17 protein-coding genes are annotated in these 18,864 nt (G+C 67.6%); 8 read left to right on the top strand and 9 right to left on the bottom strand.

What is annotated here, in order from left to right:
* Window positions 1-23 precede the first annotated feature (23 nt).
* From FZ983_RS20575 to FZ983_RS20560, 4 genes are all read left to right on the top strand, one after another.
* A complete protein-coding gene (locus FZ983_RS20575; protein WP_149225361.1) occupies window positions 24-782 on the top strand; it encodes a class I SAM-dependent methyltransferase in 759 nt (252 codons plus the stop codon).
* A complete protein-coding gene (locus FZ983_RS20570; protein WP_149225360.1) occupies window positions 775-1,695 on the top strand; it encodes a class I SAM-dependent methyltransferase in 921 nt (306 codons plus the stop codon). The genes FZ983_RS20575 and FZ983_RS20570 overlap by 8 nt, the downstream gene beginning before the upstream one ends.
* 86 nt (window positions 1,696-1,781) lie before the next feature.
* Window positions 1,782-2,129 carry a nucleotidyltransferase domain-containing protein gene (locus tag FZ983_RS20565; protein ID WP_149225359.1) on the top strand — a complete coding sequence of 116 codons (348 nt, stop codon included), beginning with the start codon at window positions 1,782-1,784 and terminating at the stop codon, window positions 2,127-2,129.
* The gene (locus tag FZ983_RS20560; RefSeq protein ID WP_149225358.1) at window positions 2,116-2,517 is read left to right on the top strand and encodes a HEPN domain-containing protein; all 402 of its coding nucleotides are present in this window, start codon (window positions 2,116-2,118) and stop codon (window positions 2,515-2,517) included. The genes FZ983_RS20565 and FZ983_RS20560 overlap by 14 nt, the downstream gene beginning before the upstream one ends.
* Before the next feature lie 27 nt (window positions 2,518-2,544).
* Here FZ983_RS20560 and FZ983_RS20555 read toward each other — a convergent pair whose 3' ends face one another.
* The gene (locus FZ983_RS20555; RefSeq protein ID WP_149225357.1) at window positions 2,545-4,167 is read right to left on the bottom strand and encodes a tetratricopeptide repeat protein; all 1,623 of its coding nucleotides are present in this window, start codon (window positions 4,165-4,167) and stop codon (window positions 2,545-2,547) included.
* A gap of 220 nt (window positions 4,168-4,387) precedes the next feature.
* On the opposite strand from FZ983_RS20555, the gene FZ983_RS20550 reads away from it, so the two are divergent.
* A complete protein-coding gene (locus FZ983_RS20550) occupies window positions 4,388-6,238 on the top strand; it encodes a tetratricopeptide repeat protein (protein WP_247883880.1) in 1,851 nt (616 codons plus the stop codon).
* A 10-nt stretch (window positions 6,239-6,248) separates the two neighbouring features.
* Here the strand turns inward: FZ983_RS20550 and FZ983_RS20545 are convergent, their stop codons facing one another.
* A complete protein-coding gene (locus tag FZ983_RS20545) occupies window positions 6,249-6,920 on the bottom strand; it encodes a formyltransferase family protein (RefSeq protein WP_188092433.1) in 672 nt (223 codons plus the stop codon).
* Window positions 6,921-6,948: 28 nt separating this feature from the next.
* Window positions 6,949-8,154, bottom strand: coding sequence for a glycosyltransferase family 4 protein (locus tag FZ983_RS20540; protein ID WP_149225354.1), 1,206 nt, complete (start codon window positions 8,152-8,154; stop codon window positions 6,949-6,951).
* 187 nt (window positions 8,155-8,341) lie between these two features.
* Between FZ983_RS20540 and FZ983_RS20535 the strand changes: the two genes are divergently transcribed.
* Window positions 8,342-9,310: a GDP-L-fucose synthase gene (locus tag FZ983_RS20535; protein ID WP_282187014.1), complete on the top strand. Its 969-nt coding sequence runs from the start codon at window positions 8,342-8,344 to the stop codon at window positions 9,308-9,310.
* 6 nt (window positions 9,311-9,316) lie between these two features.
* On the opposite strand, the gene FZ983_RS34215 is transcribed toward FZ983_RS20535, so the two are convergent.
* The gene (locus tag FZ983_RS34215) at window positions 9,317-9,490 is read right to left on the bottom strand and encodes a hypothetical protein (RefSeq protein WP_188092432.1); all 174 of its coding nucleotides are present in this window, start codon (window positions 9,488-9,490) and stop codon (window positions 9,317-9,319) included.
* A 106-nt stretch (window positions 9,491-9,596) separates the two neighbouring features.
* On the opposite strand from FZ983_RS34215, the gene FZ983_RS20530 reads away from it, so the two are divergent.
* Window positions 9,597-10,739, top strand: a complete 1,143-nt coding sequence (locus FZ983_RS20530) for an RNA-guided endonuclease TnpB family protein (RefSeq protein ID WP_149225353.1) — start codon at window positions 9,597-9,599, stop codon at window positions 10,737-10,739.
* A 19-nt stretch (window positions 10,740-10,758) separates the two neighbouring features.
* Here the strand turns inward: FZ983_RS20530 and FZ983_RS20525 are convergent, their stop codons facing one another.
* The 5 genes from FZ983_RS20525 to FZ983_RS20505 form a co-directional block, all read right to left on the bottom strand.
* Window positions 10,759-11,088, bottom strand: coding sequence for a hypothetical protein (locus FZ983_RS20525; RefSeq protein WP_149225352.1), 330 nt, complete (start codon window positions 11,086-11,088; stop codon window positions 10,759-10,761).
* Between the two features lie 87 nt (window positions 11,089-11,175).
* Window positions 11,176-12,291, bottom strand: a complete 1,116-nt coding sequence (locus FZ983_RS20520) for a hypothetical protein (RefSeq protein ID WP_149225351.1) — start codon at window positions 12,289-12,291, stop codon at window positions 11,176-11,178.
* A 21-nt stretch (window positions 12,292-12,312) separates the two neighbouring features.
* On the bottom strand, window positions 12,313-13,377 hold the full coding sequence (locus FZ983_RS20515) for an NTP transferase domain-containing protein (RefSeq protein ID WP_149225350.1): 1,065 nt from the start codon (window positions 13,375-13,377) through the stop codon (window positions 12,313-12,315).
* Window positions 13,374-14,369, bottom strand: a complete 996-nt coding sequence (locus FZ983_RS20510) for a phosphotransferase (protein WP_149225349.1) — start codon at window positions 14,367-14,369, stop codon at window positions 13,374-13,376. Before FZ983_RS20510 ends, FZ983_RS20515 begins: the two co-directional genes overlap by 4 nt.
* Window positions 14,370-14,383: 14 nt before the next feature.
* On the bottom strand, window positions 14,384-16,342 hold the full coding sequence (locus FZ983_RS20505; RefSeq protein ID WP_149225348.1) for a tetratricopeptide repeat protein: 1,959 nt from the start codon (window positions 16,340-16,342) through the stop codon (window positions 14,384-14,386).
* Window positions 16,343-16,705: 363 nt separating this feature from the next.
* Here FZ983_RS20505 and FZ983_RS20500 point away from each other — a divergent pair, with 363 nt between their 5' ends.
* Window positions 16,706-18,862: a peptidase domain-containing ABC transporter gene (locus tag FZ983_RS20500; protein ID WP_149225347.1), complete on the top strand. Its 2,157-nt coding sequence runs from the start codon at window positions 16,706-16,708 to the stop codon at window positions 18,860-18,862.
* Window positions 18,863-18,864: the final 2 nt, after the last annotated feature.

The raw sequence follows: 18,864 nt of genomic DNA, 5'->3' as shown, positions 1-18,864 counted from the left end.
CGGAAGGGCGGGAGGGCAGCCCCATGGATCTCGCGACCAAGGAATTCTACGACGACTTCTGGCCCCGTTTCGTGCCGATCTACGACGAGACCAAGAAGTACATGCTGGAGACGCTGACCGAGCGGCAGATCGGCCGGGCGCTGGATGCCGGCTGCGGCCACGGCATCTGCTCGGTCATCCTGTCGGAAATGGCCGAGCAGGTGGTGTCGGTCGACGTGTCGTCGGACAGCCTCGCCACCGCCCGCCAGCAGGCCCAGCGCTTCGGCCGCGACAACATCGAGTTCCACCACCAGGACCTGCAGGAGCTGGACACGAATCTCGGGCCGTTCGACCTGGTCTGGTGCTGGGGCGTGGCGATGATGGCGCCCGACCCGATGAAGGTCATGCGCAACCTGATGGCCGTCACCAAGCCGGGCGGCACCGTCTATCTCGGCCTCTACCTGAAGACCTGGCTGTCGCCGGTGCATGAGGGCGTGCGCCATTTCTGCCGCGCCTACATGGACACGCCGGCCCGGCGCAAGCTGGTCGGCGGCTTCTTCACCGGCCTGACCAAGGTCGCCTGCATGTTGAAGGGGCAGGAGATCAACCGCCGCGCCGACAACGTGTCGATCCAGGCCCAGGTCGAGGACTGGTACTATCCGCCGTACAAGACCTTCTATTCGATCGAGGAGATCGTCGCGCTGTTCGAGCGCAACGGCTTCAAGGCAGACTGCATCCAGGACCGGCTGGGCCGGATGAAGAGCGCCACGATCTTCGTGATCCGGGCGACGAAGAATGCCTGAGGCGGCGGCGGGACAGGCGGATCGGACGGCCCCTCCCGATTGGGAGGAGTTGGGCCGGCTCTTGTCCCGCGGCTACATCGACAGCGGTTTCATCGGCGGCGTCACCCGCGTGCCGGTGGAGGACGTCGTGCGCGACATGCTGTCGGAGGCGCGCGCCGACGAGCAGGTGGCGGAACTGCGGCGCACCGCGGCGGCGGCCGGCGTCGATGCGGACAGGGCCCGCATCCTGGAGGTCGGGTCCGGCTGCGGCATGACCGTGGTGCGCGGGCGCACGGCCCATGGGCTGGACATCCACGGCATCGAGCCCAGCATGGGCGAATACAGCTCCACACTGGACGTCTGCCGCCGGCTGATCGGCCATTACGGCCTGCCGGCCGACGCGGTGCAGGATGCCACCGGCGAGGCGATCCCCTTCGCGGATGCCAGCTTCGACATCGTCTATTCCTCCAACGTGCTGGAGCATGTCGGCGACCCGGCGGCGGTGCTGGACGAGGCGCTGCGCGTGCTGAAGCCGGGCGGGCTGCTGCTGATCGTCGTGCCCAACTACGGCTCCTGGTGGGAGGGGCATTACGGCATCCTGTGGCTGCCGCGGATGCCGGCCGGGCTGGCCAAGCTCTATGTCCGGCTGTTCGGCCGCGACCCGTCCTATGTCGATACCCTCAACCTGATCGACCGCCCCTGGTTCGACCGCTGGCTCCGCCGTCATCCCGGCAGGCTGGAGGTGCTGGACTGGGGCTGGGGCATCTTCGAGCAACGCCTGCGCACGCTGGGCTTCGGCGACTGGGCGGCGCTGTCGGTCGCCAAGCGCATCGTCACCTTCGTCCACCGCTCCGGCCTGCTGGAGCCGGCGATCTGGCTCGCCCGGCGCCTGCATTGGGAAACCCCGATCATCTTCGCGGCGCGAAAGCGCTGAGCAGGGGAGCGGAGGTGGCTGCCCATTCCGGCGTGCCGGTCGCGTGCGCTCTTTGTTATAATGGAGCGTTGCTGGAGGGAGCGGTCATGGTGGCAGTCAGCCGGAGTGGTCGGGGTTACGTCCCCGATGTGCCGAATGAGCTTCTTCGCCCGCTCGTTGAGTATTTTCAGCCGCGGAAAGTGATCCTGTTCGGATCGCAGGCCCGCGGAGAGGCGGGGGATGACAGCGACTACGACCTCTTCGTGGTCGTCGATGACGACGCGCCTCCAGAGCGGCTGTCCTGGCGGGGCAAGTACGAGGCGCGCAAGACCTATCATCGTGCCGTCGACATCGTCGCGTGCCGGGCGTCGGTGTTCGAGCGCAAGCGCGGCGTGGTCGGCTCGCTTTCCCATACCGCCGATCAGGAGGGTGTCGTCGTTTATGAGCGACACTGACCGCAAGGCAGTCCTGGAAGAGGCGGAGCGCTGGTGGGCCGTTGCTGCGGAGGATCTGCGCGTGGTCCGGGCGTGCCTCGCGATGGAGCCGCCTTCTTTGGGGAATGCCGCCTATCATTGCCAGCAGGCGGCGGAAAAGACGATGAAAGGCCTGCTGATCGCCGCTGGGGCCGGCTTTCGCAAGGTGCATGACCTGGACGAACTGGCGAGCGCCGCAACGCCGCTGTATCCGGTGCTGGCCGCCGATCTCGACCGTTGCCGGCCCTTCACCGTCTGGGCCACGGAATACCGTTATCCATCGGAGGATGACTCGCCTCCACCATCCGAGGACGAGATCTTCGAGGCGCTGGATATCCTCCAACGCCTGCAGGCCACCATGACAGGCTGACCCGGCCGGTCTTCCCCCCTTGTCCCCTCACACCGCCGGCAGCAGGTCCATGGCCAGCCCGGCAGCCTTCGCCTCGGCGGCGCGGGCGAGGTCGCGGGCGATGCGGGCCATCGAACCCGACCAGTCCCATTGGCGGTCCTGGCGGTAGATCCGCAAGGACGGGTACCAGATGCTCTTCTCCGCATCGTCCATCCAGCGCCAGTCCATCCGGTAGGGCGCCGGCAGCCAGCTCGGGACGCCCAGCGCGCCGGCGACATGCAGGACGGAACTGTCGATGGCGATCACCAGATCCAGGACCTTCATCACCGCCGCGGTGTCGAGGAAGGCATCCGGCCCGCTGTCGAAATCCGGACCCAGCCGGTGGAGCAGCGCCTCGTCGGCGTCGGCCAGGCGCTTGGCGGCGTTGTCCTGCTTGTGCAGGTCGACCAGGCTGACGCCGGGGATGGCGGCCAGCGGGCGCACGAACTCGAAGGGGACGGAACGCTTGGGGTCGGCGTCGCGGGTGGTGTCGCCGTTGCTCCAGCACAGGCCGACGCGTAGGCCGCCCAGGCCGGACAGTCGGTCCGTCCACAGCCGCACCCGCTCGGGATCGGCCGACAGGTAGGGGCGGTTCGGCACGGTGTCGGCCGTCGATCCCAGAAGATGGGGCAGGCTGAGGAACATCGACCGCGCCCGGATGGCGGGCGCGCGCTCCGGGTTGAAGCGGATGTTGCCGGTGGGGTTGGGCACGGTCGACAGCAGGCGCCGCAGGCGCGGCGGACAGGTCACCACCACCTCGCCGCATAGGCGGGCGACCTGCGGCACGAAACGGACGAAATGGATCATGTCGCCCCAGCCGCCCTCGGCGACCAGCGCCACCATGTCGTCGGGCAGCGGCCGGCCGTCCCAGATCGGGACCGGGCTTCCGTCGGCGTGGAACCAGAGATTGTTCTTGCGCGCCTCGAAGTCGGCCATGCCCCCGACGAAATCGCCCAGCCGCAGCCGGTTGATGCCGGCGATGTGGCGGGCGTCGGTCATGGTCGGCCGCAGGCGCAGGGCCCGGCGGCAGGCCGTCAGCGACTCCGTCGCGCGGGCCATCTCCTCCAGCACCAGGGCGACCTGCAGATGGGCCACCGGGTTGCCGGGCTCCAGCATGACCGCAGCCCTGGCATTGAGCAGCGCCTCATCGAACTCCGCCCCCTGCGAGGCGGGATCGAGCACCCGCGCCTCGCTGAGGGCAACGCGGGTCTCCATGTGGTCCGGGCGCAGCATGACGGCCCGGCGCAGCGGGCCGGCGGCCTCGCGCCGCCGTTCCTGCCGCAGCAGCGTGGCGCCGAGCTGGTACAGGATTTCGGCGTCGTCGGGACGTTCGGCCGCCAGCTGCCGCAGCAGGGGCAGGGCCCCGGCAAGATCGCCCATGCCCTGCAGGGTGCGGCACAGGTTCTGCCGCACGGCGGTGAAGTCCGGCATCAGCCGCAGCGAGCGGCGCATCAGCGCCACCCCGGCGGCGCTGCGATCAAACCGCTTCTCCACCAGCCCCAGCAGCTGCAGCCCGTCACACTGCGCGGGTTCGATCGCGAGCGCCACGCGGTAGAGTCGGCGGGCCTCGTCCAGCCGGTCGGTCTGGTGGGCGTGAACGGCACGGATGAGGAAGGGCTGCGGCTGGATCATGGAACGGCTCGCGACGGGCGTGAGGCCTTCGGTCGGCCTTTGTCGGGCGCCTTTATGACCGGCGGACGGCGCCGATTGCAATTCCGGAAGCCGGCGCCCCCCTGGTTGACCCGCAAAAACACACCGTGCTATGGCCGCAGCCAGGAAGAGCGCGCTTCCAAGGATCGCGCCGTCCGCCCCCCTCCCGCCCCCTTCCGCCAAGCCAGTGGATATCCGTTTGATGGGACAAGACACCGCGCGCGCCATCGAGCTGTACCGGGCCGGTCGCCGCGACGAAGCCCTGGCCCTGGCCGAACAGGCGTTGCGCGAGGCTCCCGGCGACAGCGGCGCACTCAACCTCGCCGGCGCCATCCTGCACGGGATGGGCCGCCTGGACGAGGCGAGGGAACGGTTGGAACGGCTGGTGGCGCTCGATCCCTTGTTCATGCAGGCGCGCGTCAATCTGGCGGTCGTGCTGCAGGCGAAAGGCGCCCGGACGGAGGCCGCCGCCCATTTCCGCATGGTCGCGGTGCTGAAGCCGGAGGTGCCTGAGCTGCAGGAGCGGCTGGGCAGCCTGCTGCACGTGCTCGGCGATTACGGCGGGGCAGCGCGCCATCTGCGCCACGCCGTCCGGCTGGTGCCCGGCGATCCCGACCGCCGGGTGATGCTGGCGGTGTCGCTGATATCGAACGGCGACCATGCCGAAGCGGCCGAAATCCTGACCGGCGTGCTGGCGCTCCATCCCGGCCATGCCGATGCCCGCAGCCATCTGGCCGCGGTCCGGCTGTCGCTCGGCCGGCCGGATCTGACCGAGGTGATGCTGTCGGACGCGGTGTCGCCGGATGGCGCCGCCCTGGCCGGGGAGGACGCCGACCTCCTGGCCCGCGCCCGGCTCTACCGCCGGATCGCCGGGGATGCCGGCCGGCCGCAGATGCCGGACGGGCTGCTGGTGCGCGCACCCTTCTCCGTGCTGTCGGGCTACGGCGACTTCGCCCAGCATTTCGTGCGCAGCCTGATGGAGTGCGGCCAGTCGCTGCGGCTGGTCGGTCTGACGGGCGAGGAGAGCTGGCGTCCCTCCTTCGCCGACCCGATCCTGCAGGCGGCGGTGCGCCGGCTGGGCGAGCCGCTGCGGCCCCGGCTGGCGCTGAGCGTGCTGACCCCACCGCTGGTGGAGCCGGTCCCCGGTGTGCCGACCGTCAACTACACCATGTTCGAGGGGCCGCGGATCTCGCCCTCCTTCGCCGCCTGCAGCCGGCGGCACGATCTGGTGATCGTGCCGACAGACTCCTCGCGGCTGGCCTGGATCGCCGCCGGCCATCCGGAAGACCGCATCCGCGTCTGCCCGCCCGGCATCGCCCCCAACCCGGCCGACGCCGGGGCGCTGCCGCTGCCCATCGCGGGGCCGCGCGGCCGGGGGGTGATGGATTACCGGGTGCGTGTCCTCAACATCTCGGACTTCGTCGCGCGCAAGAACCTGGACGGGCTTCTGCGGGTCTGGCTGCGCGCCACCCGTGCCGGCGACGACGCGATCCTGATCCTGAAGGTGGGCAAGGGCGGGTCGGCCCTGGTCGGGGAGATGCGCCGGCTGGTCGAGCAGTGCATGCGCGCCACCGGCCGCCGGCTGGAGGAGGCGGCACCCATCGCCCTGCTGACCGACCGCTACGACGAGCAGGCCATCGCCGCCCTCTACGCCATGGCCACCCATTATTTCAGCCTGTCGCACGGCGAGGGCTGGGACCTGCCGATCACGCGGGCGGGCTGCCTGGGCGCCGGCCTGATCGCGCCCAGGCACAGCGCCTACACCGCCTATCTGAACGACGAGGTCGCCCACCTCATTCCCTGCACCACCGGCCCGGCGCTGATGCCATACAGCACCGACCATTATCCGGCTTTCCACGGGCTGGACTGGTGGCACCCGGACGAGGACGCGGCGGCCGACATCCTGTCCCGGGTCATCCGCGACCCCGAGGGCGAGCGCCGCGACGCCGCCCGCCACCTGATGGACAATTTCACCTGGGACGCCGCGGCACGCAGGCTTCTGGACGCGCTCGATGCGGTAGGGGGCCGGGTAGGGGGCGGGGCAAGGGGCTGATCCTCTTCCGCTAATCCTCTTCCAGAGCGAAGCGGCGGCCGTGCAGGGTCAGGTGGGGGCGGATGCCCTCGTGCCGGACGCTGCGCAGCGCCCTGATGCGGCGCTCCATCTCCTCGCTCCCGATGTCCGGCGGCAGGGCGCGCAGCGCATCCAGCGCCTTGCGCGTGCAGCGGCGGCTCTGATCCCAATTCAGGGATGTGCGCGGCAGGGGCCGGTCGGTCTGCGCCAGCTGCGCGGCCAGCATCACGAACAGCTGGACCAGCGCCGTGTGGGTCCGGTCGGTCAGCCGGTCCGGATCCGGCGGGGTCGGCAGCGGAAAGCCCAGCGCGCCGACGATGGGGCCGGCGTCCACCTGTTCCACCATCTCGTGAGCGGTGACGCCGTACTGCATCGCCCCGTCATACAGCGCGAAGGCGAAGGGATAGCGGCCCGGATAGCCGGGCGGGGCGGGGTGGAAGTTGTAGGAGGGGCCGGGAACCCGCCGCAGCAGCTCCGCCGGCACGATGCTGTTGGTCCGGAAGGCGACGATGCGATCGACCCCTCCGGCCTCCGCCACCGTCCGCTCCAGCCCTGCCGCGTCCGCCGCGGTCACCACGACCAGATCCCGGTTGGCGGTGGCGAGGATCGCGCCTAGGTGGCGGGCATCCTCCGGTGGGCAGAGCAGGGCCAGGATGGGCGGCATGCGGCGGAAACCTTTCGTCGGATGTGCCTTACCGGGCAGTGGCTTGGGCAGCATCCTGGGTGGCGTCGACGAACGCCTCGGCGAAGGTGCGCCATGTGCGCTCGGTGCGGATGAAGGCCTTGGCGCGGGCCGCGCGCGCCTTGGCGGTGTCCCGGTCGGCGTAGAGCCGCTCCAGCGCCTCCACCAGTTCGTCGACCGAGGACTCGCCCCAGCCGAAGCGGCTGCCGTCGCGGTCGGCGACCGGAACCTGCCGGTCCAGCGTCAGGCACAGATCGTCGCCCTGGGTCGCACTCTTCAGCAGGTCGCGGTGGCCGGTGTTGTTGGACAGCACCACCGGGACGCCGCAGGCCATCGCCTCCATGGCGACGAGGTTGGTCGCCCCCTCGCAGCGGTTGGGGAAGACGGCGGCGTGGCAGTCGGCCAGGATCCCCGCGATCTGGTGGCGGCCGAGGAAGCCCAGGTCGACGAAGCCCTCCTCGTCGGCGCCGTTCTCCATCGCCCAGCTCTTCACGTCGACCATGTTGTTGGGCAGGATGCGCGGCGGCTTCGGCGCCAGCGGCGATTCCGCCATGGTCATGCCGACCTCCGGCCAGGCGTTCTGCCAGGCGGTGACCAGCAGCGCGTCCGGGTGACGCTGATGGAAACGCCGGAAGGCGGCCAGCACGATGTCCTGGCCCTTGCGGAACTCCAGCTTGCCGCCGGAGAAGATCACGAAGCGGTCGCCGAAGCGGCCGCTCGGCTCCGCCTCCACCATCTCGCTCAGATCGATGCCCTGGAAGGCGAGGCCGACATTGTCGAAGCCCCAGATCTCCAGAAGCTGCTTGTTGTAGGTGGAATGCACGACGATGCGGTCGTACTGGCGGGCGCGGGCCATCACCTCGGGCGTGAAGCGGGTTTCCTCATAGGCGATGACACCGACGTTGCGCCGGCCGCGGAACCGCGCCGACGGGCCGCCGGCGGTGAAGCCGTTGCCCAGCGCGTGCAGGACGTCGAATTCCTTCAGCAGCAGCATGTGGCCCTTGGCGTTGTCGGCCATGGCGGCGATCTGCTGATAGGGGCCTTCCAGGGGCTGCAGCCTGGCGCGGTTCTCCGGACGCAGGGTGCCCATCAGCGGCTTTTCCAGCAGCAGCGGCGGCCGGCCCTGGTCGGCGAGGTAGAGGGCGGTGTGGACACCCACCAGCCCCCAGCCGTGGACCTCCGTGAGCTGCCAGGTGAAGGCCAAATTCGGAATCATGATGGAAACCCCAGTTCCGGGCGCAAGTTTCTGGGCGCAAGTTTCTGGGCGGAGGTCCGCCCGCCCAAGCGGCCGGACGATCCCGCGCCGGACCGGCGCTTGTCAAGTCGAGCGGAGCGGACTGGATTCCTCAGCAGCCCGATGCTACGACACCACACGGCTTTTCATAGCGGCATGGGGCGCAACGGTGCGGACGGAATCGCTTTTCTCCCTGGAGGGCAAACGGGTCTGGGTGGCCGGGCATCGCGGCATGGCGGGCGCGGCCGTCGTCCGCCGGCTGGAGCGTGAGCCGTGCGACCTGATCACCGTTGGCCGCGACCGCGTCGATCTGCGCCGCCAGTCGGAGGTCGAGGACTGGATGGCGGAAGCGAAGCCGGATCTGGTCTTCGTCGCCGCCGCCACCGTCGGCGGCATCCTCGCCAACTCCACTCGGCCGGCCGAATTCCTCTACGACAACCTGGCGATCGAGACCAACATCATCCACGGCGCCTACAGGGTCGGCGTGAAGAAGCTGGTCTTCCTGGGCTCGTCCTGCATCTATCCCCGGCTGGCCGAGCAGCCGATGCGCGAGGACTCCCTGCTGACCGGCCCGCTGGAGCCGACCAACGAGTGGTATGCCATCGCCAAGATCGCCGGCATCAAGATGTGCCAGGCCTACCGGCGCCAGTATGGCTGCGACTTCATCTCGGCGATGCCGACCAACCTCTATGGCCTGAACGACAATTTCGACCTGCAGGGGGGCCATGTCGCCGCAGCGTTGCTGGCCAAGATCCACCGCGCCAAGGTGGAGGGGCAGCCCTTCGTCGAGCTGTGGGGGACGGGCGCGCCCAAGCGCGAGTTCCTGTACGCCGACGATCTGGCCGACGGCCTGGTCTTCCTCGCCCGGCACTATTCGGGCGAGCCGCACGTCAATGTCGGCACCGGCATCGAGGTGTCGATCCGCGAACTGGCCGAGCTGATCCGCGACGTCGTCGGCTATGAGGGCGAGTTCCGCCACGACACCTCCAAGCCGGACGGCAGCCCGCGCAAGCTGATGGACGTCAGCCGGATGACGGAGATGGGCTGGACCGCGCCTACGTCCTTGCGCGACGGCTTCGCCGCCACCTACCGCTGGTTCTTGGAGAATGTCGGCCGCGGAGCCCTGCGGGGGATGTGACCGGGGTCAGGGGAGCAGGACCTGCGCCTGCTCCTCCGGCCAGCCGGCGGCCACGTCGTCCGGCGTGCTGAACAGCAGGTTGGGGAAATGGCCGGCGCGGATCGCGGTGCCGGCCGGGATCAGCTTGGGCAGCGATCCGTCATGGTTCAGCAGGAAGGTGGCATAGCCGAACCCTTCCATCAGTCAATCCGCTGGGAGCTGCCGCCTTGAGGCGGCAGAGGAAAGTCAGGGAGGAGCAGCCGCAATCTCGATTGAACAAATCATGAACATACTATAGGCTCTTCCCATGATCCAGCGGAGCTATAAATACCGGCTTTATCCGAGCAAGGCCCAGAGCGTGGTCCTGACGGAGATGCTGGGGGCCTTCTGCGATCTCTACAACGCGGCCCTTCAGCAGCGCATCGAAGCCTATCGGCGTCAGCACAAGACGTTGCGCTATATCGACCAAGCCAACGAACTGAAGGCGGTGCGCACTGTCGACGAACGCTTGGCCCAATTCAGCTATTCGGCCGCTCAGCAGGTGCTCCGCCGTCTGGACAAGGCGTTCACGGCCTTCTTTCGCCGCCTCAAGACCAAGGCCAAAGCAGGCTTCCCACGGTTTCGCGCCAAGAGCCGTTTCGACAGCGCCGAGCTCCGCGTCGGAGACGGATTAACGATCCGCAAGAGCAAGCGCCTCGCCATCACCGGCATTCCCGGCGAAATCAAGGTTAAATGGCACCGAGATCTTCCGGCCGGGGCGACAGTGGGGACCGCTGTTTTGTCCCGCTCGGCTGGCAAATGGTTCATCTGCTTCCAAATCGCGCTGCCTGACCAAGTGGTTCAGCCACGCGACGGTGCGTCGGTCGGTATCGATGTCGGCCTCACCTCCTTGGTCGCCACCTCCGATGGTAACGTGGTCAAGACACTGCAATGGACGAAGCACGCGGCCAAGAAGCAGCGTCGCCTTCAGCGTGCCCTTGCCCGCTGCAAGCAGGGCAGCCGACGCCGGCTCAAGGCCAAGCAACGCCTTGCCCGTCACAAGGCCCATATTGCCAACCAGCGGCGGGACGTCCTACACAAGCTCGCTTGGTCTCTGGTCGACCGCTATGCCCTCATCGCCTTGGAGGACCTCGACGTCGACCGTCTGGCCCGATCGATGCTGGCCAAGGCGGTCCACAACGCCGCGTGGGGCCAACTCCGTCGCTTCCTCGAGTACAAGGCTGCAAGCGCCGGTACCCGTGTGGAGGTGGTGGACCCCCGGGGCACGAGCCAAACCTGCCCACAATGTGGAGACCGGGTCACCAAAACGCTCAGTGATCGTACGCACATATGCTTGTGTGGCTGCGTGATGGATCGCGATGTCGCAGCGGCGGTGATTATCCTGCAACGGGCACAGGGAATGGGGCCGGGAACCGGCCTTCGGTCGCCAAGCCAGCGGGTTACCGCCTAGCTTGACCGAGAAGCCGTCGCTATCGGAGCGACGGAGTGTTCACCTGCTCCAGCCCGAATTTGTGCAGTGCGGCGCCCACATAAAGCTTGCGGCTCCACCGACAGCACCCGCCCGGTCCGGTCAGGGCACCCAGCAGGATGGTGAAGAAGCCGGCATTGGCGCCGATGTCGACCGCGCAGTCGCCCTCGCGCACCAGCCGGGTCAGCGCCAGCGACACGTCCGGCTCGTAGAAGCGCCCGCCCTGGATCCAGCCGGTGATCGTCCGCTCGTTGCTGTGGCTGTCGTCCAGGTCGAGGAGAATGCGGGGCCTGCGGTCGGGCAGATCAAGAACGATATCGATGACGGCCATGAAGAGCGGTCTCCCGTAAAAGGCGGATCGATGTCCGGGGACCATCCATAAGGGTTGTGCTTTATATGTTCAAAGCAGCTTCTCCCGTCAGATCAGCACCGTCTCCAACCCGGCCGCCTTGATCAGGCCGACGCGGTAGCGACGGAACGACTCGCGTCGTTCGGGAGAGGGGCTGAACGTCCGCGCTGCCTCGATCTGGTTTAGGATCAGGGCCTGGGCCGACGGATCGGCCATGCTTCCGGAGAAGATGGCATCAATCCACTCCTGGGTTCCACAGTAGAGCATCCCCAGCGCATCACACCTTTGACGGTAATTGTCCAAAAAAACATTTGGTTCGATGGCGTTGAAGTAATGGTCGGCACCGGCAATGGCGAAATTCTGTCCGGATTGATGCTCCTCACGAACGAGCGTGACCTTTCCCGTATAATGAGGGCGTCCGACCAAGAAGTAATTATGAAGAACCCAAAAATACAATGCCATGTATTGCCAGTAGATCGGAGATGACAGATTGTATTTGATGACGCCGATCCGGTTGGGTTGTCCGCCGTAAGTCATGTGCAGTATGTCGCCATACTCCTCCAGCAGAGGAAAGTGGCGGGAAAATGGGTAGGAGTAGCGCCGAATTTCAGCAGAAGACGGAATTTCGGGCAGGCGCTGGTCCGGCCGGTCCAGGAAGAAGTTGTTCAGTTCGAACGACATGTCGAAGTTGCACAGCTGCATGGCGTCGTGGCGAGTGGCCAGGAACAGCAGGTCGTTCACGCAGAAGGGAGAGGTCGCTTCGAACTGGGGCACCCAGACCCGGCGTTCGAAGACGAAGGGATCGCGAGGCGGCGGCGGCGCATCCAGCAGGCGCCGGGCGAGCGCCGGCAGGGCTTCCAAGTCGAACAGGACATCCGGTCTGGTCTTCAGCACCAACGCATCGGCGGGCAAAGCCCGCAAGGCAGCGTACAGCAGGGTCATCTGGTGGAAATAACTGTGCGGTACTGTCACGCCGGATGGCGGATTTACCTTGACCACTTGGATGTGCGGGTGCCGCAGGCGATCGAACAGCGGCGCGTGGGCATCGATCTCGCTGGCCCAGGTGGCGATCACCGCACCCGCGACTTCACCGCGTTCAATCAATCCGGCAACTTGGCGCAAGGACAGCTCGAACAGCTGAGGCGTACGGATTTGCCCGCAGAAGGCGATATGAAGTGCGCTCATCCTGTACCTCTGATTTGGGCCTTAGGCTCCGGCAATGAAGTCGGACAGACGCCCGACATTGCGGGGGATGTTCACCGCCTCGGCGGACGGGTAGGGGTTGGACGGGGCGAAGTCGTTGACCAGCACCCGTGGGCCGTGGTGGCATCCCATCACCAGCGCGTGCCAGGACAGTCCGGCCTCGCGCAGCACCGCCTCGACCTTAGCGCGCAGCTCTTCCGGACGGGCGGTGACGAAGACGAACTGGGCCCCTTCGGCCTGCAAGCGGCGCAGCGATTCGACGTTTTCGGCAATCGGCTCGTCGGGATCGGTCCAGTAGGGCGGGAAATACTGCCCCTTGTTCTTGACCACGACCCCGTCGAAGTCGAGGAAGAAGGTGCGCATGCGCCGCTGCAGGTCGGTCCATTCGCGCAGGGTGCCGGCATCGACCAGCCCCTCCACCTCCACGCCCAGGAACAGCGAACCGTCCAGAACCGCCTGGGAGATCAGGTGCGAGATGAAGATCTCGCTGTTGCGGTCGTTGCGCATCAGCGCATCGAAGATGTCGCAATACTGCCTGGCCGAATTCCAGACATAGCCGCCGACGCTGATGAAATTGGATTCGACCGACTTCTCCCAGATGTTGACGACGATGCCCTGTTCGTTCAGCGAGACGAAGCTTTTGCCGGCGACGTTGGTGACGCCGGGGTTGCGCCGCAGATCGGCGATGCAAACGAAGTTGCTGCCCTCCGGTGCAGCCGGCAGCGAGAACCAGCTGTCGGAATCCTTGATGATGACCGGCCCCTCGACGCCGGCGCGCCGGATCATCTCGTAAGCGGTTTCGGCCGGACCGCGCGTCACCTCGTCGAAGACGACGATCTCGACCCCCTCGCCCAGCGCCCGGCGGATCCCGGCGGTGGCGGCATAGCGCTCCTCGTGCTCGCGCAAGATGCCGACGACCACCCGGCTGCGGGCGACGCTCTCCAGCGAGTCCAGCGCCCGGCGCAGCATCAGCGCGCCTTCGGGCGTCGACAGCATCCATTTCGGTCGCATGTTGGGGTACCGGCTCGACCGTCCGGCGGCCGGGAGGAGGATGGTGTATCCGCTCATGGGAAGGTCGCGTCCTTGTCGAGGTCTCGGATGCGCCGGAGGACGAAGGCGAGGACTTCGTCCGACCGGCAATAGGGCACGATACGGAAAAGCTGGAACTGGGTCAGCACCGGCAACCGCTCGTACAGGTCGGGCCAGAGAGGGTGGGTGTGGCCGTGCAGCAAGGCGGCCAGCTTGGCGGCGGCGATGCGCAGGCCGCGGCCGCGCGGACCGGAGCGCTGTTCCTCCGGCAGGGTGCGCAGGAACCAGTGGCCGTGCAGGTCCTGGTGCAGCTTGGCGACGTCGAGCCAGCAGGAGTTCAGCGGCCCGTCGAGGAAATCAATGAAGCAAAGCCCGTCGTCCGGACGCCGCAGCACGTTTTCCACCGTCATGTCGCCATGTCCCTGGGAGGCGGGTATGCCGTTCCAGTCATGGGCGGCGAGGCGGGCGGCGGTCTCGCCGATCGCCTCCCGCATCCCGCCCGGATCGTTGCCGCCCTCCAGGCAGGGCGGGACGGCGGTGGCGATGGCGGCGATCTTGTCCAGGAACAGGCCGGCGGGCAGACAGCCGGACACGGTCGCCGCCAGCCCGCGCAGCGTGGCGGCAAGCGAGCGGGCGACCGTGTCGAACAGGGCGCTGTCGCCATGCTCCAGCACGTCCCCCAGGCTCTGGCCCCGCACATACTCCATATCGAAGCAGTAGCGTCCGGCCAGTTCGCCGCCCTCCAGCAGCCCGTCCTTCAGCACCGCCGGGCAGGGCAGGCCCAAGGCCGCCATCTCCCCCTGCTTGTGCCGCTGGTTGCGCAGCCGGGTGTCGTAATCGGCGGAGCCGGAGATCTTGCGCACGCGGTACGCGTCGCAATCGCGTTCCCGCAGCAGCAGTAGCCGGCAGCCGGAATGCCCGTGCAACTCCTTCACCAGGATCAGCCGGCCATCGTCATCCGGCAAAGCCAAGCCGGCAGCGGCGGTGTTGGCATCGGCCGCTCCCACCCCGTCCCCCGCCTTCCCGTTCACTGCCTTTCCGCTCCTCACCCCTTGGCCACCCAGTCCTGCCACATGGAGCGGTAGGCCGTCTCGACCCCGCGGGCGAAGCCCGTGTAGTCGGTCAGCGGAGCGGCGTTCAGCCGGTCGCGCATGGTCCGGCGCAACTGCGCCAGCCGGTCGGCGTCGCCGGCGAGGTCCACCGCGGTGGCGATGTAGCCCGCCTCGTCGGATGCCACCAGCTCGCTCAACCCGCAATGGGTCAGCAGGCTGGCGCCGACGCGGCCGACATGGTTGGCGCCGGCCCACGTCACCACCGGCACGCCCATCCACAGCGCCTCGCAGGTGGTGGTGGTGCCGTTGTAGGGGAAGGGGTCGAGCCCGATGTCGATGCGGTCGTAGGCGCGCAGATGGCCGTCGGCGGCGTCGATGCGGGCCAAGAGCTCGATGCGGCCGGCGTCGATCCCGAACTGGACGAAGGTGTTCAGGTAGCGCCGGCGCGTCTCCTCGTCGCCCATCTGGGCGCTCTTGATGATCAGGCGGGAGTTTGGCACCCGCTTCAGGATCTCCGACCAGACCCGCACCACCTCTCCCGTCACCTTGGAGGTGTTGTTGAAGGAGCCGAAGGTGACATGGCCGTTGGCGAGCAGCGGCGGCTCGGCCGGCGGGGCGACGTCCACCGGCGGACGATAGCTGTGGAAGCCGTGCGGCAGGCGGTGGATGCGCTCGGCGCTCAGCCGGTCGGCCTCGCCGGGCGGCTCGGCGATGGCGTCGCTGAAGCGCCAGTCGATGGCGCGCATGCCCGTGGTGTCGGGATAGCCCAGCCAGCTGACCTGGACCGGCGCCGGCTTGCGGGCGAACAGGGTCAGGCGGTTGTTGGCGGTGTGGCCGGTCAGGTCGACCAGGATGTCGATGCCGTCCTGCTCGATCAGCGCGGCGGCGCGCGCGTCGTCCACCCCGACCAGCGACCGCCAGCCGTCGGCCATCCCCTTCAGCCTTGCGGTGACGACGTCCGAGCGCGCGGCGGCATGATAGCAGAACACCTCGAAGCGGCTGCGGTCATGCTCGCGGATCAGCGGCTCGGCGAAGAAGGCGACGGAATGGGCGCAGAAGTCCGGCGAGACATAGCCGACGCGCAGGCGGCGGTCGGGATCGCGCGGGTTGGCGTGGCGCTTGCCGGCGGGCAGCAGCGGATCGGCATGGCGCTGCGCCCACACCGCATGGGCCTTGAAGATGGTCTCGGGCGGGACGGCCGGGGTGTAGTGCAGGGCCAGCAGCAGGTTGGAGTGCATCAGGGCGTGGGTTGGATGCGCCTCCAGACCCTTCTGGAAGACGGTGATCGCCTCCTCGATGCGGCCCATCTCCTTCAGCGTCTCGCCCAGGTTGTTCCAGGCCTCGGCCGATTTCGGATCGGCCTTCAGTGCGGCGACGAAGCAGTCCACCGCGCGTGCGAGTTCGACCGCCCCTTTGTGCAGGTCGCCCAGGTTGCACAGGGCCGCCGCCATGTCGGGCTTCAGGCGCAACGCCTCGCCGTAGGCGGCGCGGGCAGCCTCGCGGTCGCCAAGGCTGCGCAGGATGTTGGCCAGGTTGAAATGGGCCTCGGCATAGTCGGGCTTCAGCCGGATGGCGGTGCGCAGCGCCTCCTCCGCCTCCGCGCTCCGGCCCATGTCCAGCAGCAGGCAGCCGTGGTTGCTGTGGACGAAGGGATCGCCGGCGTTGCGGTCGATCGCCCGGCGGTAGCAGCTGAGCGCCTCCTCCCAGTCGCCGCGCGCGCGCAGGATGATGGCGAGGTTGTTGTTGGCGTTGGGATGGCCCGGATCGGCGGCCAGCACGGCGCGGTATCCCGCCTCCGCTTCCGCCGTCCGGCCGTCCCGGTGCAGGGTCAGCGCGCGGGCGAAGCCGGCGTCCGCCGCCGGAGCAGCGGCGGCCGGGGCCGCACTCCGCAAGGAGGGGGCCTGAATGGCCGGGCGTTTGGCCTTGGCCTGCTTGCGTGAAGGCTTTTTCATCCGTCTGACCGCTTGGCTTTCAAGTCTTCGTCGGCAAAGAACCGTCCCGCCGGTCGATAGCAACGACCGTGCGCTGTCTGCAAGCGGCATCTCGTCCCTGCACGGATGTGCCGCAACGGACACAGGGTGCGGAGACATATGATGGATGGCCGATGGCTCCTGGGACAGATGGCTTGCCGCTGTTGTGCCTCTTCTGCTATCTCAACGGAATCGCGTGGGCATGCATCGTCCGCAACTGGTGGACTCTACGCGCTTCGTCGCGCCTCCCAACCCAAGGAGCGCATGGTCGATCGAGACCGGGTGATCGAACGGTATGAAGACCTTGCTTTCGCGACGCACTCCCAATTCTTTACGGCGGTTCCCATGACCCTTGCTGCGGAAGTCCCCTGCGCCCACACCGGGTTGCATTCCCTGGCTGCCGTCGCGCGCCAGCGTGGCCTCGATGTCTCGGCCGAGCGGCTTCAGCACAGCAACGTCATCGGGAACGAGGAGTTGGACACCGCTCGCCTCCTGCGCGTCGCCAAGTCGATCGGCCTGAAGGCCGAGGCGACGACGCTGGACTGGGAGGATCTGGGCAAGCTCCAGGATGCCTTCCCCGCCATCCTGCGCCTGCGCAACGGCAACTCGATGGTGGTCGTCGGCTTCGGCAAGCAGGGCGATACCGACGTTGCCATCCTGCAGGATCCGCTTGCCGGCCAGGAGCTGATCCTGCCGGTCGACCGCATCCGCCTGAGCCAGGCCTGGGCCGGCGAGGTGGTGCTGCTGAAGCGCGACTACGGCATCTCCGACACCGAGCAGCCCTTCGGCCTGAAGTGGTTCCTGGTGGAGATCCTGCGCCACAAGCGCATCTTCCGCGACATCGGCATCGCGGCGATCCTGATGAGCCTGTTCGCGCTCGCCGTGCCGATCTTCTTCCAGCTGGTGATCGACCGCGTGCTGGTCCACCGCAGCATGGGCACGCTCAGCGTCCTGATGATCGGCATGGTCGGCGTCATCCTGTTCGAGGCGGCCTTCTCCTACCTGCGCCAGTACCTGATGCTGTATGCCACGAAGAAGATCGACGCGAAGATGAACGTCCAGGTCTTCAACAAGCTCGTCGGCCTGCCGATGCATTATTTCGAGCGGGTGTCGTCGGGCGAGATCGTCAAGAACGCCCAGCAGGCCGAGCGCATCCGCAACTTTCTGACCGGTCAGCTCTTCATGACGCTGCTGGACCTGGTCTCGCTGGTGATCTTCCTGCCGATCATGTTCATGTACAGCGTGCCGCTGACCGTCCTGGTCCTGGCATTCTCCGTGCTGATGGCGATCAACATCGGCATCATGATCCCGCTGATCAAAGGGCGGCTGAAGGATCTCTACCAGGCCGAGGTGCGCCAGCAGTCCTTCCTGATTGAGAACATCCACGGCATGCGCACGGTGAAGTCGCTGGCGCTCGATGCCCGCCAGAAGCAGGAGTGGGACCACCGCGTCGCCCGCGCCGCCGAACAGCGCTTCGATGTCGGCCGCATCATGATCATCGGCCAGACGGTGGCCATGCCGCTGAACCAGCTGATGATGGCCTCCCTGCTGGGCCTCGGCACCTATCTGGCGCTGAACGGCGAGCTGATGATGGGGGCGCTCATCGCCTTCTACATCCTGGCCGGCCGCGTCACCCAGCCGCTCTTGCAGATGGCCCAGCTGGTCCAGCAGTACCAGGAGGTGTCGATCTCGGTCCAGATGCTAGGCACGATCATGAACCACCCGCCGGAAGAGGGCCGCACCGGCCGCGGCCTGCGCACGCCGCTGCGCGGCACGGTCGAGTTCCAGGACGTCCGCTTCCGCTACGCCCCCTCCTCGCCGCCGGCGCTGGACGGCGTGTCCTTCACCGCCGCCGAAGGCATCATCCTCGGCGTGATGGGCCGCTCGGGCTCGGGCAAGACGACGCTGACCCGGCTTCTGCAGGGATTGCACCGGGCGCAGGAGGGGCTGATCCGCATCGACGGCCGGGACTTGCGCGAATACGACCTCGACCATCTGCGCGCCTCGATCGGCGTGGTGCTGCAGGACAACTTCCTGTTCACCGGCACCATCCGCGAGAACGTCTCCGCCGCCAAGCCGGGGGCGACGACCGAGGAGATCCTGAAGGTCATCCATCTGGCCGGCGCCGACGAGTTCGTCGAGCGGCTGCCCAAGGGGCTGGACACCATGCTGGAGGAAGGCTCGTCCAACCTGTCCGGCGGTCAGCGCCAGCGTCTGGCCATCGCCCGCGCGCTCCTGACCAACCCGAAGATCCTGATCATGGACGAGGCGACCTCGGCGCTCGATGCCGAGAGCGAGGCGATCGTCCAAGCCAACCTGATGAACATCGCCCGCGGCCGCACCGTGATCATCATCTCGCACCGCCTGTCGTCGCTGGTGCCGTCCGACACCATCCTGGTGATGGACCGCGGCAAGGTGGTGGACAGCGGTCGCCACGACGAGCTGCTGGAACGCTGCGCCATCTACCAGCATCTCTGGCACCAGCAGAACCGGCACATCTAGGA

Source organism: Azospirillum sp. B21, from assembly GCF_008364825.1.
Taxonomy (GTDB): Bacteria; Pseudomonadota; Alphaproteobacteria; order Azospirillales; family Azospirillaceae; genus Azospirillum.
Note: the sequence above shows the minus strand (reverse complement) of the source record. Positions and strands in the feature narration are given on the sequence as shown.